At 49.1% G+C, this 26,050-nt stretch carries 27 protein-coding genes; 20 read left to right on the forward strand and 7 right to left on the reverse strand.

The window, feature by feature from the left end; all coding sequences use genetic code 11:
• Positions 1 to 36 precede the first annotated feature (36 nt).
• The 6 genes from CGC65_RS05880 (at position 37) to CGC65_RS05905 (ending at position 6,134) form a co-directional block, all read left to right on the forward strand.
• Positions 37 to 2,238 carry a DNA topoisomerase III gene (locus CGC65_RS05880; protein WP_002567851.1) on the forward strand — a complete coding sequence of 734 codons (2,202 nt, stop codon included), beginning with the start codon at positions 37 to 39 and terminating at the stop codon, positions 2,236 to 2,238.
• A gap of 239 nt (positions 2,239 to 2,477) precedes the next feature.
• Positions 2,478 to 2,786 (forward strand): transcriptional repressor, encoded by a 309-nt coding sequence (locus CGC65_RS05885; protein WP_002567850.1) that lies wholly within the window; start codon positions 2,478 to 2,480, stop codon positions 2,784 to 2,786.
• Positions 2,787 to 2,947: 161 nt separating this feature from the next.
• Positions 2,948 to 3,790 (forward strand): MerR family transcriptional regulator, encoded by an 843-nt coding sequence (locus tag CGC65_RS05890; protein ID WP_002567849.1) that lies wholly within the window; start codon positions 2,948 to 2,950, stop codon positions 3,788 to 3,790.
• 128 nt (positions 3,791 to 3,918) lie between these two features.
• Positions 3,919 to 4,605: a YkgJ family cysteine cluster protein gene (locus CGC65_RS05895; protein ID WP_002567848.1), complete on the forward strand. Its 687-nt coding sequence runs from the start codon at positions 3,919 to 3,921 to the stop codon at positions 4,603 to 4,605.
• A gap of 44 nt (positions 4,606 to 4,649) precedes the next feature.
• The gene (locus tag CGC65_RS05900) at positions 4,650 to 5,189 is read left to right on the forward strand and encodes a nitroreductase family protein (RefSeq protein WP_002567847.1); all 540 of its coding nucleotides are present in this window, start codon (positions 4,650 to 4,652) and stop codon (positions 5,187 to 5,189) included.
• Between the two features lie 18 nt (positions 5,190 to 5,207).
• Entirely contained in the window at positions 5,208 to 6,134 is a 927-nt protein-coding gene (locus CGC65_RS05905) for a ketopantoate reductase family protein (RefSeq protein WP_002567846.1), read from the forward strand.
• 93 nt (positions 6,135 to 6,227) lie between these two features.
• On the opposite strand, the gene CGC65_RS05910 is transcribed toward CGC65_RS05905, so the two are convergent.
• Together CGC65_RS05910 and CGC65_RS05915 are read right to left on the reverse strand one after the other, a co-directional pair.
• Positions 6,228 to 6,923 carry an RraA family protein gene (locus CGC65_RS05910; protein ID WP_002567845.1) on the reverse strand — a complete coding sequence of 232 codons (696 nt, stop codon included), beginning with the start codon at positions 6,921 to 6,923 and terminating at the stop codon, positions 6,228 to 6,230.
• Between the two features lie 19 nt (positions 6,924 to 6,942).
• Positions 6,943 to 7,866 carry an NAD(P)-dependent oxidoreductase gene (locus CGC65_RS05915; RefSeq protein ID WP_002567844.1) on the reverse strand — a complete coding sequence of 308 codons (924 nt, stop codon included), beginning with the start codon at positions 7,864 to 7,866 and terminating at the stop codon, positions 6,943 to 6,945.
• A gap of 229 nt (positions 7,867 to 8,095) precedes the next feature.
• Here CGC65_RS05915 and CGC65_RS05920 point away from each other — a divergent pair, with 229 nt between their 5' ends.
• The 5 genes from CGC65_RS05920 (at position 8,096) to CGC65_RS05940 (ending at position 13,089) form a co-directional block, all read left to right on the forward strand.
• Positions 8,096 to 8,953 (forward strand): MurR/RpiR family transcriptional regulator, encoded by an 858-nt coding sequence (locus CGC65_RS05920; RefSeq protein ID WP_002567843.1) that lies wholly within the window; start codon positions 8,096 to 8,098, stop codon positions 8,951 to 8,953.
• A gap of 336 nt (positions 8,954 to 9,289) precedes the next feature.
• Positions 9,290 to 10,387, forward strand: a complete 1,098-nt coding sequence (locus CGC65_RS05925; protein ID WP_002567842.1) for a TRAP transporter substrate-binding protein — start codon at positions 9,290 to 9,292, stop codon at positions 10,385 to 10,387.
• Positions 10,388 to 10,425: 38 nt separating this feature from the next.
• Positions 10,426 to 10,923, forward strand: coding sequence for a TRAP transporter small permease (locus tag CGC65_RS05930; RefSeq protein WP_002567841.1), 498 nt, complete (start codon positions 10,426 to 10,428; stop codon positions 10,921 to 10,923).
• Positions 10,924 to 12,204 carry a TRAP transporter large permease gene (locus CGC65_RS05935; RefSeq protein WP_002567840.1) on the forward strand — a complete coding sequence of 427 codons (1,281 nt, stop codon included), beginning with the start codon at positions 10,924 to 10,926 and terminating at the stop codon, positions 12,202 to 12,204.
• Positions 12,205 to 12,219: 15 nt separating this feature from the next.
• The gene (locus CGC65_RS05940; protein WP_002567839.1) at positions 12,220 to 13,089 is read left to right on the forward strand and encodes a DUF6282 family protein; all 870 of its coding nucleotides are present in this window, start codon (positions 12,220 to 12,222) and stop codon (positions 13,087 to 13,089) included.
• A gap of 85 nt (positions 13,090 to 13,174) precedes the next feature.
• Here the strand turns inward: CGC65_RS05940 and CGC65_RS05945 are convergent, their stop codons facing one another.
• On the reverse strand, positions 13,175 to 13,810 hold the full coding sequence (locus CGC65_RS05945) for an SGNH/GDSL hydrolase family protein (protein ID WP_002567838.1): 636 nt from the start codon (positions 13,808 to 13,810) through the stop codon (positions 13,175 to 13,177).
• A gap of 136 nt (positions 13,811 to 13,946) precedes the next feature.
• Here CGC65_RS05945 and CGC65_RS05950 point away from each other — a divergent pair, with 136 nt between their 5' ends.
• Positions 13,947 to 14,906: a hypothetical protein gene (locus CGC65_RS05950; RefSeq protein ID WP_002567837.1), complete on the forward strand. Its 960-nt coding sequence runs from the start codon at positions 13,947 to 13,949 to the stop codon at positions 14,904 to 14,906.
• 27 nt (positions 14,907 to 14,933) lie between these two features.
• Entirely contained in the window at positions 14,934 to 15,290 is a 357-nt protein-coding gene (locus CGC65_RS05955) for an arsenate reductase family protein (RefSeq protein ID WP_002567836.1), read from the forward strand.
• 146 nt (positions 15,291 to 15,436) lie between these two features.
• On the opposite strand, the gene CGC65_RS05960 is transcribed toward CGC65_RS05955, so the two are convergent.
• The 4 genes from CGC65_RS05960 to CGC65_RS05975 form a co-directional block, all read right to left on the reverse strand.
• Positions 15,437 to 16,273 (reverse strand): polysaccharide deacetylase family protein, encoded by an 837-nt coding sequence (locus tag CGC65_RS05960; protein WP_002567835.1) that lies wholly within the window; start codon positions 16,271 to 16,273, stop codon positions 15,437 to 15,439.
• A 27-nt stretch (positions 16,274 to 16,300) separates the two neighbouring features.
• A complete protein-coding gene (locus tag CGC65_RS05965; protein ID WP_235622278.1) occupies positions 16,301 to 16,870 on the reverse strand; it encodes a GNAT family N-acetyltransferase in 570 nt (189 codons plus the stop codon).
• A gap of 80 nt (positions 16,871 to 16,950) precedes the next feature.
• Entirely contained in the window at positions 16,951 to 17,631 is a 681-nt protein-coding gene (locus tag CGC65_RS05970) for a FadR/GntR family transcriptional regulator (RefSeq protein ID WP_002567833.1), read from the reverse strand.
• 74 nt (positions 17,632 to 17,705) lie between these two features.
• Positions 17,706 to 18,527, reverse strand: coding sequence for a GntR family transcriptional regulator (locus CGC65_RS05975; protein ID WP_002567832.1), 822 nt, complete (start codon positions 18,525 to 18,527; stop codon positions 17,706 to 17,708).
• 301 nt (positions 18,528 to 18,828) lie between these two features.
• Here CGC65_RS05975 and CGC65_RS05980 point away from each other — a divergent pair, with 301 nt between their 5' ends.
• The 7 genes from CGC65_RS05980 (at position 18,829) to recQ (ending at position 26,004) form a co-directional block, all read left to right on the forward strand.
• Positions 18,829 to 19,842, forward strand: coding sequence for an SIS domain-containing protein (locus CGC65_RS05980; protein WP_002567831.1), 1,014 nt, complete (start codon positions 18,829 to 18,831; stop codon positions 19,840 to 19,842).
• Between the two features lie 23 nt (positions 19,843 to 19,865).
• A complete protein-coding gene (locus CGC65_RS05985) occupies positions 19,866 to 20,294 on the forward strand; it encodes a PTS sugar transporter subunit IIA (RefSeq protein ID WP_002567830.1) in 429 nt (142 codons plus the stop codon).
• A complete protein-coding gene (locus CGC65_RS05990; RefSeq protein WP_002567829.1) occupies positions 20,291 to 20,761 on the forward strand; it encodes a PTS sugar transporter subunit IIB in 471 nt (156 codons plus the stop codon). Before CGC65_RS05985 ends, CGC65_RS05990 begins: the two co-directional genes overlap by 4 nt.
• A 40-nt stretch (positions 20,762 to 20,801) precedes the next feature.
• Positions 20,802 to 21,548 (forward strand): PTS mannose/fructose/sorbose/N-acetylgalactosamine transporter subunit IIC, encoded by a 747-nt coding sequence (locus CGC65_RS05995; RefSeq protein ID WP_002567828.1) that lies wholly within the window; start codon positions 20,802 to 20,804, stop codon positions 21,546 to 21,548.
• Positions 21,549 to 22,367: a PTS system mannose/fructose/sorbose family transporter subunit IID gene (locus CGC65_RS06000; RefSeq protein WP_002567827.1), complete on the forward strand. Its 819-nt coding sequence runs from the start codon at positions 21,549 to 21,551 to the stop codon at positions 22,365 to 22,367.
• Positions 22,368 to 22,379: 12 nt separating this feature from the next.
• Positions 22,380 to 23,048 carry an HAD family hydrolase gene (locus CGC65_RS06005; protein ID WP_002567826.1) on the forward strand — a complete coding sequence of 223 codons (669 nt, stop codon included), beginning with the start codon at positions 22,380 to 22,382 and terminating at the stop codon, positions 23,046 to 23,048.
• Positions 23,049 to 23,538: 490 nt separating this feature from the next.
• A complete protein-coding gene (gene recQ / locus CGC65_RS06015) occupies positions 23,539 to 26,004 on the forward strand; it encodes a DNA helicase RecQ (RefSeq protein WP_002567825.1) in 2,466 nt (821 codons plus the stop codon).
• The last annotated feature ends 46 nt before the right edge of the window (positions 26,005 to 26,050 follow it).

Consider the following 26,050-nt stretch of genomic DNA (forward strand, 5'->3'; position numbering starts at 1 on the left):
GGCCTCCGGTTTAAAACTGAGATAAGGAGTATATCAATGAAATCACTTGTAATAGCAGAAAAGCCTTCTGTTGCCCGGGACATTGCCCGGGTTCTTAAGTGCGGGAAAAATATAAACGGCGCCATTGAAGGGGATCGTTACGTGGTAACCTGGGGGCTGGGCCATCTGGTGACCCTGGCTGACCCCGAGGATTACGATAAGAAGTACAAGGAATGGAAGATGGAGGACCTTCCCATGATGCCTGAGGTATTTAAACTTGAGGTCATCAAGCAGACCTCAAAGCAGTACCAGGCTGTGAAAACCCAGATTTACCGGGGGGATGTGGGGGACATTATCATTGCCACGGATGCAGGAAGGGAAGGAGAGCTGGTGGCCCGGCTGATTCTGAAAAAGACAGGGTGCAATAAACCTATCCGGCGTCTGTGGATATCATCCGTGACTGATAAGGCTATCAGGGAGGGATTTGCCAACCTGAAGGACGGAAGGGAATACAATAACCTGTATGACGCAGCCATGTGCAGGGCAGAGGCGGACTGGCTGGTGGGCATCAACGCCACCAGGGCCCTGACCTGCAAATACAATGCCCAGCTTTCCTGCGGCCGTGTCCAGACCCCGACTCTGGCCATGATAGCAAAACGGGAGGCGCAGATACGCGCGTTTGTGCCCCAGCCATACTTTGGGCTTCAGGCCAGAAAGGACGGGCTGGTCCTTACATGGCAGGATGCAGGGACAGGCAGCCACCGTTCCTTTGACCGCGGCCGGATGGAGGGACTGGCTCAGGAGCTTAAGGGGGAGACGGCTGTTGTGGCTGAGGTAAAGCGGACGCCTAAAAAGACGCAGCCGCCCCTTCTCTATGACCTGACGGAGCTGCAGCGGGATGCCAATAAGCGGTTTAATTATTCTGCCAAGGATACGCTGAACATTATGCAGCGCCTCTATGAGAACCATAAAGTCCTGACCTATCCCAGAACCGATTCCAGGTATCTGAGCGCGGATATTGTCCCCACCCTTAAGGAGCGTCTGAAGGCGTGTTCCGTCGGCCCCTATAAGATGCTGGCCGGAAGGCTGGTGAACCAGCCCCTGCCGGCGAAACCATTTTTTGTGGACAACAGCAAAGTTTCCGACCATCATGCCATCATTCCCACGGAACAGTATGTGCAGATGGACCATATGACCATTGATGAACGCCGGATTTATGATTTGGTGGTGCGCAGGTTCCTGGCTGTTTTGTATCCACCCTTTGAATATGACGAGACCAGCCTGGAAGCAAATATCCGGGGCCAGCGGTTCATTGCAAAGGGAAGGATAGTAAAGGGCCAGGGCTGGAAGGCTGCTTATGACACGGCTGTGGATGACGGGGAAGAGGAGGATGAGCCGGAGGTAAAGGACCAGCAGCTGCCGGATCTGAAAAAGGGGGATGTGTTACATGGCCTGTCCCTTAAGATGACAGAGGGTAAGACAAAACCGCCTGCCCCGTTTAATGAAGCAACCCTGCTCTCCGCCATGGAAAATCCTGTGGCGTACATGGAAACAAAGGATAAGGCCATGGCAAAGACCTTGGGGGAGACCGGCGGTCTGGGAACCGTTGCCACCAGGGCGGATATAATAGAAAAACTGTTTTCCAGCTTTCTGCTTGAAAAGCGGGGCAAGGATATCTGCCTCACGTCCAAGGCCAGACAGCTCCTGGAGCTGGTGCCTGAGGACCTGAAGAAGCCGGAGCTGACAGCGGACTGGGAGATGAAGCTGTCGGGCATTGCAAAGGGAAGCCTGAAAAGAGGCGCGTTCATGAAGGACATCAGAGGATATTCCCAGGAACTGATCCGCCAGATTAAGACAGGTGAGGGTTCGTTCCGCCATGACAACCTGACCAACACAAAGTGCCCGGTGTGCGGAAAGCGGATGCTGGCTGTAAAGGGAAAGAATACGGAGATGCTGGTGTGCCAGGACCGGGAATGCGGCCACCGGGAGGTCATTTCACGCACCTCCAATGCCAGATGCCCTGTCTGCCATAAAAAGATGGAGCTTAAGGGCAAGGGGGATGCCCAGATATTTGTGTGCAGGTGCGGTCATAAGGAGAAGCTGAAGGCCTTTGAGGAGCGCAGGAAAAAGGAAGGCGCCGGAGTGACCAAAAAGGACGTGGCCCGATACCTGAACCAGCAGAAAAAGGAAGCAGAGGAGCCTGTCAACAATGCATTTGCCAAGGCGCTGGCAGGGCTCAATCTGAAGGATAAGGGCTGATGGAAAAGCGACGGTAAAATGATTGTAAAATAAAAAAATTCTTGACAAGAAAGTTAGCTGATGCTAATCTATATATGCAGTTAGGGATATCTAATTCCTGTGGGGAACAGGAAACAGAGGCGCCTGGCTGCATATTTTAGAAAATGTGGGTTAGCTTTAACTTACTTAAGAAATAGAGCTGAAGCAACGTCTAAAGGGCAGAAGCAATGCCTGACAGCAAAGTAAAGGAGCTGAGTGATATGCCGTGGAAACAAAGAGAGGAGTCCGGCACGTGGCAGAAGGAGCGGGTCATCCAGGAACTGAGGAGCCAGGGGAAACGTATGACAAAACAGCGTATGATCCTTCTGGATGTCATACTGAGCGGAAAGTGGAACTGCTGTAAAGAAATATATTACGAGGCGGCTAAGCGCGATGCGGCCATTGGTATGGCAACCGTGTACCGCATGGTATCTACTCTGGAAGAAATCGGCGTATTCAGCAGATGCTACCGCTACAGCCTGCCGGACCGTCCCTGCGTGGAGGAACAGGCCGGGGATTGGATGGATTAGATACAGAACAATACATATGGCAGAGGAGACATGCACGGTCAGGCGCATGATTCCTCTGTCTTTTTTGTCCGACATAAATGAAGAAATATATAAAAAGACGGGAATGGCTTGACATTCAACCTTATTCAACCCCTACAATAAACCTGTAAGGAGGTGTGTATATGACAATCAAAGAGGTAGAGACCCTGACTGGAATCACAAAAGCCAATATCAGGTTTTACGAGAAGGAAGGTCTTTTAGCTCCGGGCCGGAGTTCCAATAATTACAGGGAGTACAGTGAGGATGATGTGGAACATCTGAGAAAGATACGAATTTTCCGCATCATGGGATTTTCAGTGGCCCAGATTCGCCAGCTGGCAGACCAGCCTCAGAGGGCAGCGGTTCTCATGGAAGCGCGGGCAGGACAGATACAAAAGGAAGTTAAGGAGCTGGAGCGCGTCAGACAAGTGTGTCTGGAGGTCAGGGATTCAGGGTGGAGGTTTGACACACTGGACCCGCAGCTGCTGGAAATGAAACTGGAATGGGAAAAGAAAGGAAAGGATATCATGAAAAAGGACAGGATTGACAGGCTGTGCAAGGCAAGGGATATGGCATACTTATTTTGTTTTCTGTGCATTGTATCCATGATTATGTTTCCAATTAACCAGGTTTTGGGAATAAGACTGCCGGAGAAATTCATTCAGATCTGGCGCCTTGTCATAACCATTTCACCGTTTCCGGCTCTGCTCCTGGGAGCTGCCGCAGCGGGAAAGGCGCGCTGGCAGGTGCCTGATTTGAACCGGATTCTGCCGGACAGCGGAAAGCCGTTTATGAAAAAGGAGAGGGACAGGGGGAAGCTGTATGAAAGAGTCTGCTTTCTGAACCAGATCGGGCTCACCTCTCTGGTACTAATTCCCTTGAATAAGGCGCTGGGTATTCAGCTGCCCTTGTGGGTGACATGTGGATGGATGGCTGTGATAGCAGGTCTGGCCATAGCTGTTATGGTGCTTAAAAACAGAGGGTAGGGTGAAACAGGACGGCTTTTCAGATGGCTTTGCCCCATAAAAGCATGGTTGCGTGAAACCGGAAAAGGGTGGTATACTGTCTGTTAGAACTATTTATGGAAACTGCTGGAAAGGGAGTACTGGGAGCTATGGAACGAGAAGTCAGTCTGGAGGATATATCCGACGGGAAATTATATGGTATCAATGATATGGTGAGGGCTGACAGCGGCGGATGTGAAGGCTGTTCTGCCTGCTGCCGCGGTATGGGGTCATCCATCATACTGGACCCTATGGATATGTTCCGTCTTACGGGGAACCTTGGGATGACACCGGAACAGCTTCTGTCTGGCCCACTTGAGGTGAATATGGTGGACGGCATTATCCTGCCCAATATCCGGATGACAGGCCGGGATGAGGCCTGTTCCTTCCTGAACGGAGAGGGCAGGTGCGGTATCCATTCTTACAGGCCTGGGTTCTGCCGTCTCTTCCCGCTGGGAAGACTGTATGAGAACCGGTCCTTCAGCTACTTCCTTCAGGTCCATGAGTGTCCTAAGGATAACAGAAGCAAGGTAAAGGTCCGCAAGTGGATTGATACCCCGGATGTAAAGCTGTATGAGAAATTTGTAAATGACTGGCATTATTTTCTCAAGGATCTGGAACATGGACTGGAAGAAAATGGGAGCCTGGACATCAGGAGAACGGTGGTTATGTATGTGCTGAATCAGTTTTACATAACTCCTTATAACAGCGGGGAAGAGTTCTATCCGCAGTTTTACAGGAGGATTACAGAGGCTTCTGAGTTTGCGGCACGTTCCGGAATTAAAACCAGCCTTTAAAAGCAGTTTTCGGATATCAACCAATGGACAGGAGGAAGATTCATATGGAATTAGATGCAGTATTGAGGGAAAGAAGAAGCATGAGAAAGTACCAGCCGGACAGGAAAGTGAGCCGTGAACAGGTGGAGGAGATCCTTAAGGCAGCCACCCTTGCGCCTTCCTGGAAAAATTCCCAGACAGCCAGATACTATGTGGTTATGTCAGATGACATGCTCAAAAGGGTAAAGGAAACCTGCCTTCCGGCCTTTAACCAGACAAACAGCAAGGATGCGCCTGTACTGATTGTGGCCGCCTTTGTTAAGAACCGCTCAGGATATGAAAATGACGGAACCCCTTCCAATGAGCTGGGAAACGGATGGGGCTGCTACGATTTGGGGATGCATAACCAGAACCTTCTGCTGAAGGCAAAGGATTTGGGCCTGGACACCCTGGTCATGGGAATCAGGGATGCTGGTAAGCTGAGGGAACTGCTCTCCATTGGGGAGGACCAGGATGTGGCGGCGGTCATTGCCCTTGGATATGGCGCGGCCGATCCTCAGATGCCAAAGCGCTGTACGGTCCGGGAGATTGCCAGATTCTATTAATCAGCGCGGAGGTAAGGCATGGACAGGATTACGAGAGTATCCATAGTAGGAATGGGTGCGTTGGGTGTATTGTACGGGGATTTCTTTGCAAGGACCCTGGGGCTGGAGCAGGTGACATTCCTGGCAGACAGGGACCGGGTGGAACGTTACCGGGATACCACGGTATACTGTAACGGAAGAGGATGGAAATTCGCGGTCTGTCCGGGAGATGAAGCAGACCCCGGAGGACCGGCCCAGCTTCTCATATTTGCCGTGAAAGCCACTGCGCTTGAGGCGTCTGTCCCCATGGTCAGGAATCAGGTGGGAAAGGATACCGTGATTCTTTCCGTACTCAATGGAATTACCAGTGAAGCCGTCATAGGAAACATACTGGGAATGGAGCACGTGCTGTACTGCGTGGCCCAGGGAATGGATGCCGTGAAGATGGGAAATGAGCTGACCTATTCCCATATGGGACAGATATGTATAGGGATTCCCCAACATGAACCGCAGAAAGAGGCAATGCTGGAGGCGGTCACAGAGCTGTTTGAGCGGACAGGACTTCCCTATACCAGGGAGCCGGATATCCTGCGCAGGCTCTGGTGCAAATGGATGCTGAATGTGGGGGTGAACCAGGCTGTCATGGTGGAGGAAGGGACTTATGGAACCGTACAAAGGCCGGGACCGGCCAGACAGATGATGAAGGCAGCCATGGCTGAAGTAGTGGAGCTGGCCGGAAGAGAGGGAATCCGGGTGACCATGGAGGATTTGGACGCCTATGTTGACCTGATTGACAGTCTGAACCCTGATGGTATGCCCTCTATGCGGCAGGATGGATTGGCCCGCAGGCCCTCGGAAGTGGAATTTTTTGCGGGCACCGTGATTCGCCGGGCAGAGGCGGCCGGCCTGGATGTGCCGGTGAACAGGGAGCTGTACCGGAGGATTAAGGGGATGGAGAGGCGCTGACAAAGGCAGAACCGCCGGAAAACGGGATTTGTTTTCCGGCGGTTTAACTATGCGGGAGTGTCGGACTACTTTGGCTCATATGACTGGGCGTGCTTAATATTCAACATAGTTTATGCGTTCAACTTCCAGGCCTTCTAATTTTTCGTTTACCCATGGACGAATATATGTACCATCCTTTTCTATGGTATTGATAATCCTTATTTCATTTTCATGAAGTTTATTGACCTTTTCCAGAAGCTCAGGAGCATCCGAGGGATTGATAAAGATAACACCGTCCTCATCCCCTATTACGATGAACCCTGGATTTACCAGTCTGCCGCCGCATACAATGGGGGTATTGATTTCACCTGGTCCATTTTTGTAGGGACCGTCAGGTGTAATGCCTCTTGCATATATCGGAAAATCAGTGAGTTGGGACATGGCGTCCACATCGCGGAGGGAGCCATCCACCACGATTCCGGCTATACCGCGCTTTCGGCAGTATGTCACCATTAGCTCGCCAAAGATGGAACGGCGGGTATCTCCGCCAGCGTCAATGACAATCACATCGCCAGGTTTGGCCAGGTCCATGGCTGCATGAAACATGAGATTGTCGCCGGAAGGGACCTTGACTGTAAATGCAGGTCCCAGGAGTTTTCCTTTGTTTACAGGCCGTATATCTTCATGGACAGCCGATATGCGGTTCATGCAGTCATCCAGGTTAGCAACCGCCACATTTCTGAACTTTTCTACCAGTGCTTTGTCAGGCCGTTTGAAATCTTCTATAATCACACATCCTACTTTACTCATAATAAGTCATCCTCTCTTTCTATACCACCCGGTACTTTGCCGCATTTCCCTCAATAGCTCCAATTACAGCTTTAACTGCCTCCATACCCATGCGGTATAAGGCTTCCTCTGTGTTGGCACCGATATGAGGCGTTGCGCAGAAGTTATTTAATTTGGTTAGTTTATTTTCGCCAGTAGGCGGTTCCTTCACAAAGGCATCACAGGCAGCGGCTCTTAATTGTCTGGTTTTTAGGGCTGTATATAAGTCGTCCTCATTTACAATGCCGCCTCTGGCTGCGTTAATCAGAACAGCGTTTTTTTTAAAGTGCAGGAATGAATCACCGGCTATCAGGTTCTTGGTGGAGGGGGTCAGCGGAACACTTATATTCACGATATCAGAGACCTCCAGCATTTTGTTTAAATCATTGTATTTTTTGATTCCGAAGATGGCAGCTTGTTCAGCCGTGCAGTATGGATCATACCCCACCAGTACGGTGTCAAAACCGTTTTTCAGGATTTCGCCTGTGCGCAGTGCGATGTTGCCCATACCTACAAGGCCTATGGTTTTACCAGTCAATTCAATGCCTGTCATTTCCGGAGGGGCAATCCGACCAAAACCTTCATGGCGGCTCTTGGCATCACAGAATGCAATGCCTCTGCACACATTGAGTATCAGACCAATTATCAGCTCCGCAACGGAATTGGTATTAGCTTTTGGAGTGTTGATAACAGGTATTTTATATTCCTTAGCAGCTTCTAAATCAATGGTATTACATCCAACACCATGTTTTACGATTACTTTCAGACTGCTGGCCTGTGATATGATATCGCGGGTTATGTTAGCTGTGCGGAGTATGATGGCGTCAATTTCCCTTATGCGGTCAAATGTATCCGTGATTTCTCCATGCTGCTTTAGCAGCTTGACCGCATCGGGATGGATATACTCGCTTAGATACACAAGCATGTTTGTCCCTCCTTATAAAAAGAATTATATACTACATATAAAACAATAAAATGTTGTGCGCACTTCAATCGATACAAACAGTATATCTGAGAAAAACGCTGCTGTCAATATAGAAAATGTAGTGATTATTACAAAAAGATGTTGTATGGTATTCAAAGAAATAGACAAAGCTATCATTATGATGCTATACTGGAACGAGTAGGACAGCATTTGCAGAGGAGGGGATAGGATGACAATTTTGGCAGAGCGGCTTAAGGAATCAAAGCTTACAAACCAGCAGCACAGGATAGCAGATTATTTTCTGAAAAATGAGGAACGGATCGGAAATATGTCTTCCATGGATGTGGCCAGAGAGATTGGTGTAAGTGATGCGTCAATCATCCGTTTTTCCAGAGCGATAGGATATAAGGGATTTACAGATTTAAAAAATGATATCTATAACTCTTTGGCAGGAGAAGCAAGCGCGGCAGTACGCAATATGCAGTTATCTGACCGTTTTGATGTGCTGTCCGGGAAATTTAATGACCAAAATATTCCAGATACATTTGTGGAATTAATGAATTATAATATTACTAAGACATTTCACCAGAATCCGGTGGAAAGTTATGATGCACTTACAGACATGATACTGATGTCCAAACGCAAGTACATAATCGGCCTGCGCGGTTGTATGGGAGTGGCAGGCCATTTTGCGCGGTTGCTGGGATTTGCTGTGAATCAGGTTGTCACACTGCCACATAACGAAACAGAAGCAATGGGAATCCTACAGGATATTGGTCCGGAGGATATCTTTATTCTGTTTTCATTTGCCAGGTACTATAAGATTGACATGTTCCTAATCAATGTGGCCAAATCCCATAAGGCCAGGATCTGTGTCGTGACAGACAGCCCATTGGCACCCATGATTCCATGTTCTGATATATCCTTTATTGCTGAGACGTCCCACATGAGCTTTTTTAATTCGGCCATCGGCGTAGAGATGATAGGTGAATATATCGTGACTTTGGTATGCCGCAAAAACAGTGAGGAATACCGGAAACGAGCCAAAGAGAGAGATGCGCTTACCACTGAATTCCGCATGCCATGATATGTGACAGGCGCATGATGCATGGGGGGGGGGGGTATTTTCCCAATGGACAAAACATAGTTTGGAGACACGCTTTAGCGATAGGATGCCTTGCATTGATTCACGAATTGATGTGGGGCAATTTTTAAAAATAGGTGTGTAGTGTTTACTTCAAGGGGAGGGGGATTGTGAAAAAAATGCCACAAAATTTTGCTTGACAGCGGCAAATATAGTGGATATACTAAATGTACAAAATGAAATACACACTACAATTAATTTGATAAAATGTTGCAAACAATTCAGTGGTGGTAAAAGGGGAAAATGTAAATGATTGGGGTAAATGAAAGGAGAAGAAGTATGAGGATAAGTAAACGGATGAGAAGAAGAAATATGATTATGGCGGCCACGGCAGTGGCAATATCATTTTCCTTATGTGCATGCGGAGGTTCGCAGACCAGTACCAGTGCAGGAACTGAGACCCAGAAATCCGAGAAAAATGAGAAAACCGAGACAAAGGCTGAAACAGCTGAGAAGCTGGTTATCCAGGTAGGGCATACGGAAGCTGATTCTGAGGATAGTGTCCATCACAAGATGTGTACGCTGTTCAAACAGTATGTGGCAGAACTTTCTGATGGCAGCATTGATATTGAGATAATCCCCAGCGCTTCCCTGGGAGGGGAACGCGATATGGTAGAGGGAATGCAGCTGGGAACTATTGAAATGGCCTCAACTGCTAACATGGTAATCAGCAATTTTGACCCGGCTTTTTCCATATTGGACCTACCTTATGTTTACAATGATTATGAAAGCGCCTACGCCGTGCTGGAATCTGATGAATTACAGCAACTCATGGATAAATTTGCAGAGGAGTCCGGTGTAAGGATACTTGCTTATGGGCAGGGGGGATTCAGGGACGTAATCAGTAATAAAGCAGTCATAAGTCTGAATGATTTTAGCGGAATGAAAATCAGGGTACCTGAGAGCGATATTTATCTCAGTACATTTAAGGCTATGAATGCCAATCCCACCCCCCTTGCGTTTAACGATGTATTTACATCGTTGCAGCAGGGAACGATTGACGGATTCGAGATAGTTCCGGCTGTGGTACTGGCCAACGGGTATTACGAAGTCTGTAGCCATGTTTCCCTGACCCGGCATCTGTACAGTCCTAATCCTTTGATGATATCTGAATCTCTGTGGAGCAGTCTGACAGAAGAACAGCAGAAGGTGATACAGGAAGCTGCGGATAAGGCTGCTGGAGAGCAGAGAAAATGGGAGGAAGATCAGGAGCAGAATGTGTTTGACCAGTTAAGGGAAAAAGGAATGACCATTGACGAGGATGTGGATGTGGAGGCAATGAAGAAAGCCTGTGCAGATGCAGGTATATACGATACATACAGGGATACCATAGGTGCGGATTTCTATGACAAGGTCATGAATCTAATACAAAAATAGAAAGCGGATAAAATCACGGGATAGAAGGGAGAGGGGTTATGCTGAGGGCATATAGAAAAATCTGCACATGGATATACCGTATTATGATTGCTGTCTGTATCGTCTTGGTGATTTTAATGATTGTGGCCAGCGGCCTGCAGGTATTCAGCCGTTATGTGCTGAACAGCACGTTTTCCTGGACAGATGAATGTGCAAGATACTGTTTCCTTTGGTTTAATCTGATTGGTTCAGGATGCCTTGTAAAATCCAAGGGACATGCTATCGTTGATCTTTTTTCAGGAAAACTGAAAGGAAATACAAAGAGGATATACAATTTGGCCATTCATCTGCTCATTTTTTACATGGGAATTATACTTGCCAAATACGGGCTGGCCCTGTGTAAGGTCACCATGCGCCAGACCTCTACAGCCTTAAAGCTGCCTATCGGTCTTGTATATGGCGCTTTGCCTGTATTGGGAATGTTAATACTGATATATGAAGTTGAAGCGATTTGGTGTATTCTTGCGGGATATTCTGATGGAAAGGAGGAGATATAAATGGGAGCTCTGCTGTTTATCCTTTTGCTAGTACTGATATTTTTCGGTTTGCCCATTGGCTTTTGTATCTTACTGTCCAGTACGGTATTCCTTCAGGTTACCTCCCTTAAACCCTTGTTGGTAGTGGCCCAGAAATTGGCTTTGGGATTGGATTCCTCCTCCCTGCTGGCAATCCCTCTGTTCACACTTATGGGTTACATCATGGAGAGCTGCGGCCTTTCAAAACGTTTGATTGACTGGGTGTATTCATTGTTTGGAGGATTCAAAGGAGCCATGGGGCTGGTGACCATTATCTGTTGTACTATTTTTGCCGCACTGTCAGGCTCGGGTCCAGCTACAGTGGCAGCCATTGGTTCCATTCTGATTCCGGCTATGATTGAAAACGGTTATCCGCCTAAGACAGCAGCAGGGCTGACTGCCATGGCGGGAGCCCTGGGCCCCATCATTCCTCCCAGCATTGTGATGATAGTTTACGGAACGACCATGGGAGTATCCATAACAAAGATGTTCATGGGCGGTGTTGTTCCGGGAATTTTGATAGCAATATGCTTGGCTGTTGCAAATACGATAAAAACAAGAAAGCTTCCGCTGAAGGTTAATCTGGAAAGGCATTCCTTGAAAGAGCAGCTTTTAGTTACCTGGAAGGCACTTCCCACGTTACTGCTGCCGGTTATCATACTTGGCGGGATATATGGAGGCATCTTCACCCCCACTGAGTCTGCCACAGTAGGAGTTGTTTACAGCTTTGTACTGGCCCTTGTCTATCATAAGGTTACTGTTAAATCGTTCATTGATTCCGTTAAGAAAACTATAGAGACTTCTGCTATGATATGCTTTTTGATTGCTGGGGCATCTGTGTTTTGCTGGATACTTTCCACCACACAAATACCAACAAAGATTGCAAATTTTGTAGTACCCATGCTGGGAGGCAGTCAGGCATTGTACTGGATACTTCTTCTCATAGTACTCCTGTTTATCGGATGTCTGATGGAAAGTCTGGCCAGCGTTGTAATGCTGGCACCGGTCCTTGCGCCTATAGGGCTGGCTATGGGAATCAATGAAATTCATTTGGGAGTGGTATTTTGTATCAGTCTGATTGTGGGTTTTGTGACCCCGCCATTTGGTGCAAACCTGTTTACTGTGGTGGGTATCACCAAGCAGCCGTTTGGCGAGGTGGTGATAGGGGTTCTTCCGTTCCTTGCCGCATCCTTTATAGCGCTCATACTCTGTATCATTTTTCCGCCTATTGTTACGTTCCTGCCGTCATTATTATCTGCATAGAGGAGGTGTGCTGGAATGACTGATTTGTTGAAACATGCCTATGACCTGCATATTCACTGCGGACCAGATATTATACCACGTTCCGTAACAGCACTGGAAATGGCAGAGCGCGCAGTAAAAAGAGGAATGAAGGGATTTGCCATTAAGTCCCATTATGCTCCTACGTGTCTTCAGGCGGCTACAGTCCGGGCCTGCTATCCGGGGTGCAACGCAGTGGGGACCATTACCTTAAATGCGTCCGTTGGCGGACTCAATCCTTTGGCAGTGGAGACAGCTGCCAGAATGGGGGCCAAAATTGTATGGTGTCCTACTTTTGACTCTGCTTCCCAACAGGATTATTACCTGAAACATCTGCCTCAATATATAGACATGCAAAAGAAGATGCTGGATGCTGGACGGAATGTGCCGTCTTACTGCCTTATAGATGAATCAGGTGAATTGTGCTGTGAGATGCAGGAAGTACTGGATGTGGTCCAGTCCCATGATTTGGTATTGGCCACAGGTCATATTACACATAAGGAAACTTTTGCCCTTGCCCGGGTAGCATCTAAAAGGGGGTTTAGAAAACTGCTTATAACGCATGCTGATTGGGAATTTACTCACTACACGGTTGAAGAACAGCAGGAACTTGTGAAATTGGGAGCATGGATTGAACATTCATATACTTCTCCTGAAGAAGGGTGTGTTGCCTGGGAAAAGGTGGCCGGAGAAATTCGGACCATAGGCGCGCAACGGTGCATTATTACCACGGATCTAGGAAAGGCCAATGGTAAATATCCCGATGACGGGCTTTGGGATTATGCGCAACGCCTTCTGGAAATGGGGTTCACAGCGGGAGAAATATCAGCTATGATTTGCCAAAATCCCGGATTTTTAGTGGAATAGAGAGAAAGAGTCAGAGAAAATATAATAGAATAAGTAAAAGGCTGCCTGGGTTATGAAAATATCCAGGACAGCCATTTTTTCACCCCTAGGGTTCAAAATACCCCTTCACCACCTCAGCGATCCCCTCAGCCAATGCCCCATGGTTCTTTGCGTCCATGTGGAGCTGGTCAATGCTGCTGGGACCGGCCAGGGATGCGGCATCCAGGAAAAGACAGCCCTCAGCTTTTGCCAGCTCCTGATAGAGGGGCGCAAGGGCCATTGATTTACCGGGTGCGGTTTCATCAAAACTGACATAGGGACAGTGTTCCATGTCATTTCCTATATGGATAGGGGATATCACCAGAATCTTAGGCTTCTTATAGCCTTCCCCGTAATCAAATCCCTGTACCGTGTGACACAGGTTTTCCATTCCCTTTGTTATAACCCTGGGCGAGGCATGAAAGTGGGCCTTGCAGTCATTGGTGCCCAGGAACAGAATGACCAGGTCCAGCGGTTTGTGGCTCTGGAGTGCCATGGGAAGGGCCTGGATGCCGCATCGTCCGGGCTCCAGCGGGTCATCCCATACCGTGGTGCGTCCGCCCATGCCTTCCTCAATCACATAATACTCAGGCCCCAGCAGAACCTGAAGCCGTCCGGGCCAGCGGGTATTCCAGGAATGGCGTCCTCCTTTGGGATTGGTCCCGAATGTGTTGGAGTCGCCGAAGCAGAGAATATTTATCATAGACAGAACCTCCTTATTGCATGGTTGAGCTGTTCCAATCAGTAACCACACTTTTCTCCTATGATATCACAAGTAATGGAAAAATGGATTACTTTATGATAAAATAAACGAAACTGTAACAGGAGGAAACATCTATATGGATAAGATTTCAAAAGGATTTGTGGGCAGGACAGTACGCGCTGTTCTGTTCATTATTCTTATCATTGCATTCTGCACTGCCATATCCAGCGCAGGCATATATCTGGCATCCAGATATGGGCTGACCCAGTCCAGGGAGCAGGTGCCGCTGACAGCTCTTTACCTGGGAAATGAAGGAAAGGTGGAACTTCCGGGAAGGGGAAAGATGGCGGAGGGAAACGGATGGAGACTGAGAAATTCCAGGGACAGCTATACGCTGACATTGGACAATGCGGTTATAGAAAACACAGTCATGGAAAACGCGGAGTCCTCCCGCCCGGCAATTGATATAACAGGGGATTTAACCATCGAGTTAAAGGAGGGCAGCGGCAGCTGGATCCGGTCAGAAGGTGCAGGTATACGCATACATTCAGGTACCCTGGTCATCCGGGGAAAGGGAAGCCTGGACATTGAAGCCAAAACAGCAGGCATATTGGGGAATCGGACGGAAAACGGCCAGGCAGCCCTGCGCCTGGAGGGCGGACAGCTGGATATAAAGGGAACGTATGCGGGAATATCGTGTCCGGAGGTGGATATTGCCGGTGGAACCGGTACGGTTTCAGCTTTGGGCCAATGTGGAATCGGCATTTATTCATGCAGAATCAAAGTGGAAGAATCAGAAGGGGAGATGACGGCAGAGGGCAGCGGTGCAGCGGTGCTGGCAGGCGGCAGCGGGGAGATGAAGCCATCCATAAAGTCAGATGGAAAAGTGACGGCAGGACCTGGCGATGTCCGCGTTGTGGAGTTTGACGCTGCCCGGCCAGAACACATGGCAGGCCATGAGGAAGAAATCGGGGGATGGATGGGGGGAACTCATTCTGCCCTGCTTACATATTCGACGGAGGATATGGTTACTTATAATGAAGATACATCCTGTTTTGACGGTTCAGCCAGGACCCTCAGGTTTGCCGCAGAATAAGGAAATAGAACAGATGGAGGAATGAAAATGAATCTTACCGTATTATGCTACAAAAAATGCTCTACCTGCCAGAAGGCTTTAAAGTGGCTGGATGCCAATGGGATTTCCTATGTGGAAAGGCCTGTCAGGGAGGAGAATCCCACCCTGGAGGAATTAAAGGAATGGTACGGGATGAGCGGGCTTTCTCTAAAGCGTTTCTTTAATACCAGCGGAAATATCTACAAGGAAATGTCTCTGAAAGATAAACTGCCGTCCATGAGTGAGGACGAGCAGCTGGCGCTTCTGGCCACGGACGGGATGCTGGTGAAAAGACCGCTGGTGGTGGGGGATGGCTTTGTGCTCACTGGATTTAAGGAGGCGGAGTGGAAGGAAAAGCTGCTGTAGATTTTAACACACACATATAATCAACCTGACATGAAATATGATATGCCGGAAGATGCACCTTGTAAACAGTGCGTTCTTCCGGCATTTTTAAATGATATTGTTTTTTCATAATAATTGTGGAACATGGAGTACGAAACAGCCATTCTCTATGTCTGGTCTGCCGCCACCAAATCATCCAGGGTTCCAAAATGATATCCCATTTCCTCCCACTTGGTCAGAAGTTCATCCAGAATCTGCCCATTTGTTTTGGAGGTGCTGTGAAGCAGGACAATGGCGCCGGGATGAATGCGGGTCAGCAGCTTTTTAAAGGCTTCCTCTTTGGTTGGCTGCTTATCTTCATACCAGTCCACATAGGCCAGACTCCAGAAAAAAGTCTTATAGCCCATGTCATTGGCCATTTTCAGGTTGCTTTCACTGTATTTGCCCTGGGGGGGACGGTAATACTTTTTCATTGGCTGTCCCGTGGTCTGCTGGTACAGGGTTTCCAGGTCATTCAGTTCCTTTTCAAAGGCTTCCTTGGTGGAGATTTTCGACATATCCGGATGGTGGAAGGTATGGTTTCCCACATTGTGGCCCTCGGCAACCATTCGCTTTACCAGGTCCGGACTGGTCTGTAAATAATTTCCAACCAGGAAAAAGGTGGCGTGCACATTGTGTTTTTTCAGGGCGTCCAGGATAGCGGCTGTGTTTCCGTTTTCATAACCCGCGTCAAAGGTCAGGTAGATGACCTTATCCTGGGTATTCTGGGCATAGTAGGCATTGAACTGCTTCAGATAATCCGCGGTGGCATTTCCCACAGGCATCTGGCCCTCGCCCGGGAAACTAAGTCCCCAGTTGCCGTCGGCTGAGGTGGTCACTGCTTCGGGAGGACGGTTGTATTCCACTACCTGGGCAGCCAGCCGTCCGGCACAAAAGGCCAGGGCGAACAGCAGGGTGGTCTGTAACAGCTTCTTCATGGGAAGTCTTCTGAGTCTGTTTTTCATAAAGGATAGGTCCTGTTTCAGAAGTAATTACTTTAAATATATAGAAACAGAGGCGGTATTATTCCCGGAACCCGTAAAAGAAGGGGGATTGCTTATGGATTTATACAGGACATGGCGGGGAAGCCCGCCGTACTTTTTTGTGGTAGTCACAATCCGGTATCCCAGTTTGAGAAAATTGCCCAGGCTGTACCGGTTGTCAGGATGGACCGTCCCCATCAGGTGGCAATAGGAGGTAGTCATCAGATACTGCTCTGCGCTGGCCATGAGCTGATATTGAAGTCCTCTCCCCCTGAAGCTGGGCCGGACTGCCAGGGAGTCCATGTGGGCCACCCTGTCAAGGGCCTCGGGCTCCAGGTTCATGTAGTGCCCCAGGCTGTCAGGGGTGTTACCCGGAAAATGAATGATGAAAAAGGCAGCCAGACAATCATGCTCCACTGCCTTAAAGACGATTCCCGCATCAGGATTTACGATGTGGGACCGTATATAGTCCTCTGAGTCGGTACAGTACCAGCCGGGGTCCGGCGCCAGGGAGCGGGCTTCGGTCATGATGCGGTATATTTTTGCTGTGTCGGCGGCGCATGCAGGTAGGATTTTCATAGCGGTCAACTCCTTATGGGTATCATACGGATCGGCCTGGGGACGGACCTGGTGAGGGAAGTCCTTTTGGCCATAGGGAATCATATGGTTATGGGGGCAATTAAATTCATCCTGGTCCCCACACAGAGAGAAACGCTGACAGCAATGGGGGTGCCTTCGTACTGGAAACCATTTACCAGCATCAGCATACTGTCGTGTTCGCTCAGCTCCAGCAGTTCATATTCTTCACGGCTGGGCGGATGGACCCGCATATACTGGGTCTGTTTCAGTCCCTCCGGCAGGGAGCGCAGATAGAATAGTCCTGGGAAGGACGGCATGGACGAGCTGGTCTGGGCCGTATAAGTGATTCCCACGGGAATATCGGACAGATATTCGATAAAACGGTTCATGTTGAGATGGGAACTGTGGTCGGCATTCAGCATGTTATTGCATATATTGCGGATGGCCTCCGGCATATACTCGGTTGATTTTACGGAAAATGTGTCCGGATGCAAATAAGAATCCGCATAGGGAAAACAATAGGCGGTCAGGGAACGGTCTGTTCTGGGCGGATTCACATAATAGCCGTTTTCAGACCGGATGACGCCCTGGTCTAACAGACGTTTGTATCCCTGGCGCACGCTGACACGGGTTATATCTAACTGGGCCGCCAGTTCCCGTTCCGTGGGCAGGCGGTCTCCTGGCTGCAGTCCATGTTCGTGGATGTATTTTTCTATATATTCTGCAATGTCGTAACTTAGAAGATTGAAAACTTTTGGCATACTGTTACCCTTTCTGGTGATAGGTGTCACGATGGAATAAAGGTTATTCTGGTATCTTAAAACCTATCAGTGGTCTATATGGATTGCGCATAAACATTGAGTTTGCTGTCCTGGATAACGCCGTCGGAGTAGAACTTACAGAATTCCGGAAGCACCAGGGCGTTGGTGTACTCAATGATTCCGTTTTCCTCGCTGGCGGAGGTGATGGCAATGGATACCACCGGGCTCCCGTTTTCTGCGTTCAGGTATTTGGCTTCGGAGTTGCGCACACGGGTGGTGGAGAAAACCTGCTGTATGCCGGCAATACGAAGAGAATTCATGGCAAATGCATCATACAGAGAGTATATCTGGAAATCAATATCCTCTATATCAGGAATCAGTTCATAGGGAACAAAGGTATTTTCAATGGATACAGGCAGTCCGTTGCCAAGACGCAGACGCATGATACGGTACAACACCGTATCTTCGCCCACCTGCAGCAGATGGGAGAGCTTGTAACCGGCTGGTGTGGGACCGGTATATAAAATCCTGGAGGAAGGAACATATCCATGATTTTTAAGCAGCTCGCTCATGCCCCGGAAATGGGTGTATGCGTTATCCCTGGCATGGCGCATCACAAACGTTCCCTTGCCCTGGACCTTTTTTAACAATCCTTCCTCCACCAGGGTCTGGATGGCGGCCCTTACGGTTGAACGGTTAAGTCCAAAGCTCTCGGCCAGCTCCCGCTCAGCGGGCAGGGCGGTGCCATAGGGATAGGTCCCCTCCTGTATATTGCGTTTCAGCGTCTGGGTAAATATCTCTGATTTTGTCAGTCTCTGTGTCTGCGTACTCTGCCTCTGTTTTCCCTGTATCTGTTTATCCTGTATCTGTTCTCCCTGTATCTGTTTCCTCTGCATCCGTTTCCTCCATGCCGGGTATCCATTTATTCTTTATCGGGTCTGAAACCGTCTTTTGCCATGGCAGAAACCGTCCGCATTCCGGACAGGCACGATTTAATTCCCTTGCCTCATTATATCATATTTTGGAAAAAAAGAAACAGGAAAATGTAATGTTGTATAAAATAAAATATAATTGGTACGAAAATGGTATTGACAAAGGTGGATGATGTTGGTATATTAAAAACACAAGATGGTTTGTACAAACGCTATCCGGTTAAATACATAAAATTCAATTTGTCTAATCAAGAGGAGGATTATGATGTACGGTTTTCAGAATGAGGATTTCTTAAAAACTTTAAATGGAGCAGTGGCCCAGATCGGTGAGATTAATAGGATTGCGGATAAGGTGAGTGATTTGGGATATAAAAACATCTATTTGGTTGGAACGGGAGGCACCTATGCTATCATCAGCCCGCTGGCATACATGCTAAAGACAAACTCCACTCTGGTATGGTATCATGAAATTGCCGCCGAGCTGCTGGCCGCAAAGCCCAGATCACTGACCAGAGATTCTCTCTTTATCACGGCCTCCTTATCAGGAACCACCAAGGAAACCATTGCGGCGGCAGAGTATGCCAGAAGCATGGGAGCCACAGTGATTTCTTTTGTGGGGGACAGGACCGCTCCTCTGGCTGCTGTCTCGGATTATGTGGTTGAGAATGCTGCCTGCAATGACAATCTGGTGGAGGAGCTGCATATACAGTTTTTTGCCCTGGGAGCCAGACTGATGCTGAAAAACGGAGAGTTTCCTCAGTACGAACGGTTTGTGGAAACACTTCGGAAGATGCCGGAGGTACTGTTAAAGGTGCGGGAGCAGAACGACGAACGAGCACTTGCTTTTGCAGAAAAGCATAAGGATACAGGCTTCCATATGTGTGTGGGAGCCGGCAATACCTGGGGGGAGACATATTGCTTTGCCATGTGCGTGTTGGAGGAAATGCTCTGGATTCCTACCAAATCCATTCATGCGGCAGAATTTTTCCACGGCACTGTGGAGATGACGGATAAGAACATGAGCTTTATGCTTTTTAAAGGAGAGGACGAGACGCGCCCACTGGTTGACAGAGTGGAGAACTTTGTCAGGAAGTATTCGGATGTGGTGCAGGTGTGGGATACCAGGGATTATCCTCTGGAGGGGATTGACGCCGATATGAGGAAGTATGTCTCCCCCATGGTCATGTCCACCCAGTTAGAGCGTGTCAGCGCTCATTTTGAACATGTGAAGGACCACAGCCTGGATATACGCAGATACTACAGGACGGTGGAGTATTAAGGAATAGAAAAGGAGATTGCCCCATGAGAAAGATATTGATTGCGACCCACGGTGAATTTGCCGGAGGACTGAAGCAGACCATGGATTTTGTCCTGGGAGGAAATGAAAAGGTAGGTGTCCTGAGCGCGTATACCACACCGGATTTTGATATGGACAGGGAAGCGGCCGCTGTGGTGGATGAGCTGGAGGACGGGGACGAGCTGATTGTCATGACAGATGTGCTGGGCGGCAGCGTGGCCAATGCTTTCTCAGGGCATATCTCCCATCCGGGGGTTTACGTACTGGCCGGCGTCAATGCGCCCATGCTGCTGGCCATGGTGCCGATGCTGGAGAGCGCCATGGATACCCAGGAGCTGATTACACAGGGAATACAGGCAGCCAGGGAAGGGTGTGTGTTTATCAACGGTCTGATGAAGCAGGCTTTTGAAGAGAGTGAGGAGGATTTCGTATGATTAAGATTACAAGAGTGGATGAGAGACTGGTACATGGACAGGTGGCCTTTGCCTGGACCAATTCATTGGGAGCTGACTGCATACTGGTCGTAAATGATGAGGCTGCGGCAGATAAGATACGGGCCACTACCCTTAAGCTGGCCGCGCCGGCAGGAATCAAATTTTCCATAAAGTCCGTGGCGGATGCCATTGTCCTTTTAAACGGGACAAAGACGGACAAGTACAAGGTGTTTGTTATAGTGGGCAATACGGATGACGCGCTGAAACTGGTAGAGCATGTGAAGGGTGTGGACCACATCAATCTTGGCAATATGAAAAAGACAGAGGGCCGCAGGATCATCACCAATTCCCTGGCTGTTGACGACCATGATGTCCGGAATATCCGCGCCATGGCTCAGGCCGGTGCAGTGGTTGAGTGCCGGGCAGTGCCTACAGATAAAGAGACGGATGCAATGACATTGATATAATAAGACGAATCAGTCAGAGGATAGAGAAGGGAGAAGGATTATGCTTCAGGCAATACTGGTGTCAATTGTGGCCTTTCTGGCTGCCATTGACGAATATACATTTGGGGCGTCCATGATGGGGAGGCCGTTATTTACCGCGCCCATTGTGGGGCTGATTCTGGGGGATTTCCAGGCCGGAATCATGATAGGCGCCACGCTGGAACTGATGTTTATGGGATCTATTATGGTAGGGAGCGCTACACCGCCGGAGGTGTATGCCTCCAGCGTGCTGGGAACAGCCATTGCCATCCAAAGCGGGGAGGGAGTGGGGACAGCCGTTGCATTGGCTCTGCCTCTGTCCATATTCCTGCAGATGTGGAGAAACGGCTGTTACGCCATAGGCGCCAGCTGGGGAGGCAAACAGATCGAGAAGGCCCTGGCTCAGAGAAATTTAAGAAGGGCAAACATGTGGCATCTCATCACACTGCCGCTGATGGTGGGCGTTCCATCCATGCTCCTGGTGTTCTTTGCCATGTATTTTGGCGCAGGCAGTATCAATGCGGTTATCAAGCTGATCCCCCAGGTCGTGCTGGACGGATTTGACGTGGCGGCCGGCGTGCTGTCCTGTGTGGGACTTGCGCTTCTGATTAAAATGATGGGCAACAAAAAACTGATGCCCTACCTGTTCCTGGGATTCATAGCAGTCATGTATATCAATATGGATGTGATTGGAGTCGCAGTGGCCGGACTGTGCATGGCGCTTATTGCCGTGGGAAATATGAAATTTGAAGAAGAGGAGGATTTTTAGATGCAGGAGACAAAGGAAACTTCCCTTATAACAAAGAAGGATTTGCGCAGTGTGTTCTGGAGAAGCTTTACCATGCAGTCCTCCTGGTCCTTTGATAAAATGATGGCCTATGGATTTATGTATTCCATTGAAAAGCCTCTGAGAAAGATTTACCCAAAAGACGATGATTATTTTGAAGCGCTGCACCGGCATACAGAGACATTTAATATCACGCCCCATGTCTCTCCCTTTGTCATTGACCTTTCTGTTGCAATGGAACAGGAATGCGCCAAAGCAGACAATTTTAATAAGGAATCCATCAATAACCTGAAGGTGGGGCTTATGGGCCCGTTATCCGGTATTGGCGATTCCTTCTTCTGGGGTACATTCCGCGTCATCACGGCGGGAATCGGTATTGCCTTTGCCCAGCAGGGCAGCATACTGGGAGCCCTTCTGTATTTCTTCCTGTACACGGCAATCCATTTTCTTACCAAGTATATTACCGGAAATGCCGGTTACAAGATGGGAACCAGGTTCCTGGAGAACTCTGCGGAGAACCATCTTATCGAAAAAATGTCCTACGGGGCATCCATACTGGGACTTACGGTCATAGGAGCCATGATTGGAACCATGGTGACGCTTAAGACATCCCTGACCTTTCAATTTTCAGGAACAGAGACCACTTTGCAGTCCATCTTTGACCAGATTTTCCCGGGACTGCTTCCTCTGGGAGCCACATTTCTTTGTGTATGGCTGTTTAACCGGAATGTAAAAACCATTGCCATCATTCTGGGCATTTTTGTAATCTGCATTGCGGGGTGTTGGATTGGAATTTTCTAGGAGGGATGGAAAATGACAAAGCTGGTGGCGTTCGATTTGGACGGGACACTGAACATGACTCATACATACGCAGTGGCAGCCTATCAGGAAGCCCTTAAGGAGCTGGGGGCCGGGCCTGTTGCAGAGAGCGTGATACGCTCCAGGTTCGGTGCTCCCTTTAGGGATGACAGCCTGTTCTTTCTGGGTGATGACAGCGAGGAAGCCTTTAGGCGCTTTTACCGGGCGGTGGAGAGGCACTGGGCACCTCTTATGCGTGAGAGGGCGCAGACCTATCCCGGGGTCCCGGAAATGCTTGGGGAGCTAAAGGAACAGGGGTACGTCCTGGCGGTCTGTTCCAATGCAAAGGAAGAGGAACTGGAGGATGTGCTGGGTGTACTGTCCATAAGGGAGTATTTTGACTATATACAGGGCCTGACCTCCAGACAGGACAAGGCAGACAGCCTGGGTGTGCTGATAGAGCGGGCCGGTGCGGACTGGTGCTGTATGGTGGGGGATCGTTTCTATGACAGGGAGGCGGCAAAGGCCAATGAGACAGCGTTTATCGGATGCAGGTACGGATATGGAGGTGCGGATGAGTTTGGGGACGGGGATTTGCTGGCAGAGGACAGCGTGGAGATACCCGGGCTGCTGAAACGGCTGGTTTTCTCCACACCCTGGCTGAAACCATGGCAGAGGCCATAGGGAGGCCATGGGGCAGGGATTACCGGAGACTGCGGCGGATTCCGGGATTCCATAAATTTGTTAAAAAAGGAGAGGACACTGCCTGTGATAGGATGATGGAATATGTGATGCGGCCGGACAGAGATGTCCGGCTGTTTTTTTTGACAGAACATAAGCCAGAGAATAGACTAAAGAATAGACCGGAGAAAGGGCCGGAGAATGGCCGGAGAAAGGGCCGGAGAATGGGCCAAAGAATAGGCCAAAGAATAGGCCAAAGAAACCACCATCAGGCTCATAAATCACCATTGTTTTATCATTTCGGATTTGTTATAATGAATTACATCTATATGTTTAATCGGTTTAGTCTGCTTTAGGCAGCAGGTCCGCTGCGGGGCGTATTCGCCATTTTTCCATGGTTTTGAAGCACAGCTGAAGATAAGTCTGGCGCTAAACGCCGGGAACAGGGACGATTGGGTTCTTTTATGCCGGAGCAATACAGAGGAGTTTGATGATGACACAATATGAAATATTAAAACATTATTTTGGTTATGACACATTCAGGGATGGGCAGGATGTGCTGATCCAGAGCATTCTGGAAGGAAGGGACGTGCTGGGAGTCATGCCCACCGGGGCCGGGAAATCCCTGTGTTATCAAATCCCTGCCCTTATGATGGACGGAATCACCCTGGTCATTTCCCCGCTTATTTCCCTGATGAAGGACCAGGTAAGCAACTTAAACCAGGTGGGTATTTTGGCTGCCTACATTAACAGTTCCCTGACAGCGGCCCAGTATTATAAGGTATTGGACCTGGCCAGAGCCGGCAGATATCCGATTATCTATGTTGCGCCGGAGCGCCTGATGTCTGAGGACTTTCTGCGGTTTGCGCTGAGCAGCCAGGTGAAGATATCCATGGTAGCTGTGGACGAGGCCCATTGTGTATCACAGTGGGGCCAGGATTTCAGGCCCAGTTATCTGAAAATAGTGGATTTTATCAACCAGCTTCCGGAGCGGCCCGTTGTAAGTGCATTTACAGCCACCGCCACAGCGGAAGTGCGGGATGATATCATCGACATACTTATGCTCAGAAATCCCCAGGTCATGACCACTGGTTTTAACCGGCCGAATCTCTACTTCGGCGTACAGTCTCCCAAGGATAAATATGCCACCATGGTAAATTACCTGGAACGCCATAAGGGGGAAAGCGGTATCATCTATTGCCTGACCAGGAAAGTGGTGGAGGAGGTTTGCGGCCAGCTGATCCGGGAAGGTTTCTCCGTCACCCGGTATCATGCTGGCTTAAGCGACAGCGAGCGCAGGCATAACCAGGAGGATTTTATATATGACAGGGCCCAGATTATGGTTGCCACCAATGCCTTCGGCATGGGGATTGACAAGTCCAATGTCAGGTTTGTGGTGCATTATAACATGCCGAAGAATATGGAATCCTATTACCAGGAGGCCGGCAGGGCAGGAAGGGATGGTGAACCCTCAGAGTGCATCCTTTTGTACGGCGGCCAGGATGTGGTGACCAACCAGTTCTTTATTGACCATAACCAGGACAACGAGGCATTGGACCCCATAACCCGGGAAATCGTCATGGAGCGGGACAGGGAACGCCTGCGCAAGATGACATTTTACTGCTTTACAAATGAATGTCTGAGAGATTACATACTGAGATATTTTGGGGAGTACGGAAGCAATTACTGCGGCAATTGCTCCAACTGCCTGAGCCAGTTTGAGACAGTGGATGTGACGGATATTTCCCGGATACTCATTGGATGTGTGGAGAGCAGCCGGCAGAGGTACGGAACCAATGTGATGATTGATACGGTCCACGGTGCCAATACAGCGAAGATACGCAATTACAGGATGGATGAGAACCCGCATTATGGGGAACTGGCAAAGGTACCGGCCTACAAGCTGCGGCAGGTGATGAACCATCTGATGCTGAACGGATATCTGGCAGTGACAAACGATGAATATGCCATTGTAAAATTGACAGGAAAGTCAAAGGGAATACTGGAAGAGGGAGAGCCGGTGACCATGAAGATGGCCAGGGAAGCGGAGCATCCTGCCAAAGCGTCCGGCGCAAGTGCCGGAAAAGGAAGAAAAGGCAGGAAGGGGCTGGCAGCAGGTTTGTCCGGACCGGGCGGAGCAGAGTTTACGGAAGCAGACGAAACGCTGTTTGAGAAGCTGCGCGCTGTCAGGACGGAGATTGCAAAGGAAGAAAAGGTGCCGCCTTATATGGTTTTTTCAGATAAGACGCTGACGCATATGTGCATCGTGAAGCCGGTTACGAAAGGGGAGATGCTGAATGTTTCAGGGGTGGGAGAGTTTAAGTATGAGAAATACGGGGAGCGTTTTCTGGCCTGCGTGCAGGCGGAAATGAATGACAGTCCTGCTGAGATATCTTTTGAGGGTGATGATTTGTATTTTACCAGCGACAACGATGCGTTCGACGACTGGTCCCTGGAGACAGCCCTGACCGCCTGGGAATACGGAGGCCCGGAAAATGAAAGGCAGGAAAATGGCAGCCTGGGAAATGGCAGCCAAGGAAATGACAGCCGGGAGGATGAAAGAACCAGGGAAGCACCGGCAGGGCTAAACACGGACAGAAAGAAAAAAACAGGTAAAGGCAAAACGGATTTTGTCATGACCGGGGAACTGGCCGCCAGAGTCCGATACTCAGAACAGTCCAGTCTCAGTGATTTTGTATCTCAGATTAACAGCCTGCGGGATGAGGATACAATGAAGCGGCTGACCATAAAATCCGTTGAACAGAAATTGATGGAGGATGGGAATTTTGAGGAATATTACGTAAATGGAATACCCCGCAAACGACTGACGGACAAGGGCCGGGAATTTGGAATTGAGGCAGAGAAACGGTTGAGTGAGAAGGGGAATGAATATGAGGTGTTCTTTTATGGCGAGAGAGCGCAGCGGGGGATTGTAGAGTGGTTATGGGAAAAAATATGATTGTTATGTGATTGGGAGAAGGAGAAAAACAGAAGCGTTCGGTGAT

This window comes from Enterocloster bolteae (assembly GCF_002234575.2).
GTDB lineage: Bacteria > Bacillota > Clostridia > Lachnospirales > Lachnospiraceae > Enterocloster > Enterocloster bolteae.

Coding starts and splice junctions, on each gene's coding strand:
- CGC65_RS05895 (WP_002567848.1), top strand. CDS start 3,919: ATGGAACGAGAAGTCAGTCTGGAGGATATATCCGACGGGAAATTATAT.
- CGC65_RS06000 (WP_002567827.1), top strand. CDS start 21,549: ATGCAGGAGACAAAGGAAACTTCCCTTATAACAAAGAAGGATTTGCGC.
- CGC65_RS05960 (WP_002567835.1), bottom strand. CDS start 16,273: ATGAAAAACAGACTCAGAAGACTTCCCATGAAGAAGCTGTTACAGACC.
- CGC65_RS05975 (WP_002567832.1), bottom strand. CDS start 18,527: ATGCAGAGGAAACAGATACAGGGAGAACAGATACAGGATAAACAGATA.
- CGC65_RS05990 (WP_002567829.1), top strand. CDS start 20,291: ATGATTAAGATTACAAGAGTGGATGAGAGACTGGTACATGGACAGGTG.
- CGC65_RS05935 (WP_002567840.1), top strand. CDS start 10,924: ATGGGAGCTCTGCTGTTTATCCTTTTGCTAGTACTGATATTTTTCGGT.
- CGC65_RS05925 (WP_002567842.1), top strand. CDS start 9,290: ATGAGGATAAGTAAACGGATGAGAAGAAGAAATATGATTATGGCGGCC.
- CGC65_RS05970 (WP_002567833.1), bottom strand. CDS start 17,631: ATGCCAAAAGTTTTCAATCTTCTAAGTTACGACATTGCAGAATATATA.
- CGC65_RS05955 (WP_002567836.1), top strand. CDS start 14,934: ATGAATCTTACCGTATTATGCTACAAAAAATGCTCTACCTGCCAGAAG.
- CGC65_RS05920 (WP_002567843.1), top strand. CDS start 8,096: ATGACAATTTTGGCAGAGCGGCTTAAGGAATCAAAGCTTACAAACCAG.
- CGC65_RS05905 (WP_002567846.1), top strand. CDS start 5,208: ATGGACAGGATTACGAGAGTATCCATAGTAGGAATGGGTGCGTTGGGT.
- CGC65_RS06005 (WP_002567826.1), top strand. CDS start 22,380: ATGACAAAGCTGGTGGCGTTCGATTTGGACGGGACACTGAACATGACT.
- CGC65_RS05885 (WP_002567850.1), top strand. CDS start 2,478: ATGCCGTGGAAACAAAGAGAGGAGTCCGGCACGTGGCAGAAGGAGCGG.
- CGC65_RS05980 (WP_002567831.1), top strand. CDS start 18,829: ATGTACGGTTTTCAGAATGAGGATTTCTTAAAAACTTTAAATGGAGCA.
- recQ (WP_002567825.1), top strand. CDS start 23,539: ATGACACAATATGAAATATTAAAACATTATTTTGGTTATGACACATTC.
- CGC65_RS05890 (WP_002567849.1), top strand. CDS start 2,948: ATGACAATCAAAGAGGTAGAGACCCTGACTGGAATCACAAAAGCCAAT.
- CGC65_RS05910 (WP_002567845.1), bottom strand. CDS start 6,923: ATGAGTAAAGTAGGATGTGTGATTATAGAAGATTTCAAACGGCCTGAC.
- CGC65_RS05985 (WP_002567830.1), top strand. CDS start 19,866: ATGAGAAAGATATTGATTGCGACCCACGGTGAATTTGCCGGAGGACTG.
- CGC65_RS05880 (WP_002567851.1), top strand. CDS start 37: ATGAAATCACTTGTAATAGCAGAAAAGCCTTCTGTTGCCCGGGACATT.
- CGC65_RS05965 (WP_235622278.1), bottom strand. CDS start 16,870: ATGAAAATCCTACCTGCATGCGCCGCCGACACAGCAAAAATATACCGC.
- CGC65_RS05930 (WP_002567841.1), top strand. CDS start 10,426: ATGCTGAGGGCATATAGAAAAATCTGCACATGGATATACCGTATTATG.
- CGC65_RS05940 (WP_002567839.1), top strand. CDS start 12,220: ATGACTGATTTGTTGAAACATGCCTATGACCTGCATATTCACTGCGGA.
- CGC65_RS05915 (WP_002567844.1), bottom strand. CDS start 7,866: ATGCTTGTGTATCTAAGCGAGTATATCCATCCCGATGCGGTCAAGCTG.
- CGC65_RS05995 (WP_002567828.1), top strand. CDS start 20,802: ATGCTTCAGGCAATACTGGTGTCAATTGTGGCCTTTCTGGCTGCCATT.
- CGC65_RS05900 (WP_002567847.1), top strand. CDS start 4,650: ATGGAATTAGATGCAGTATTGAGGGAAAGAAGAAGCATGAGAAAGTAC.
- CGC65_RS05945 (WP_002567838.1), bottom strand. CDS start 13,810: ATGATAAATATTCTCTGCTTCGGCGACTCCAACACATTCGGGACCAAT.
- CGC65_RS05950 (WP_002567837.1), top strand. CDS start 13,947: ATGGATAAGATTTCAAAAGGATTTGTGGGCAGGACAGTACGCGCTGTT.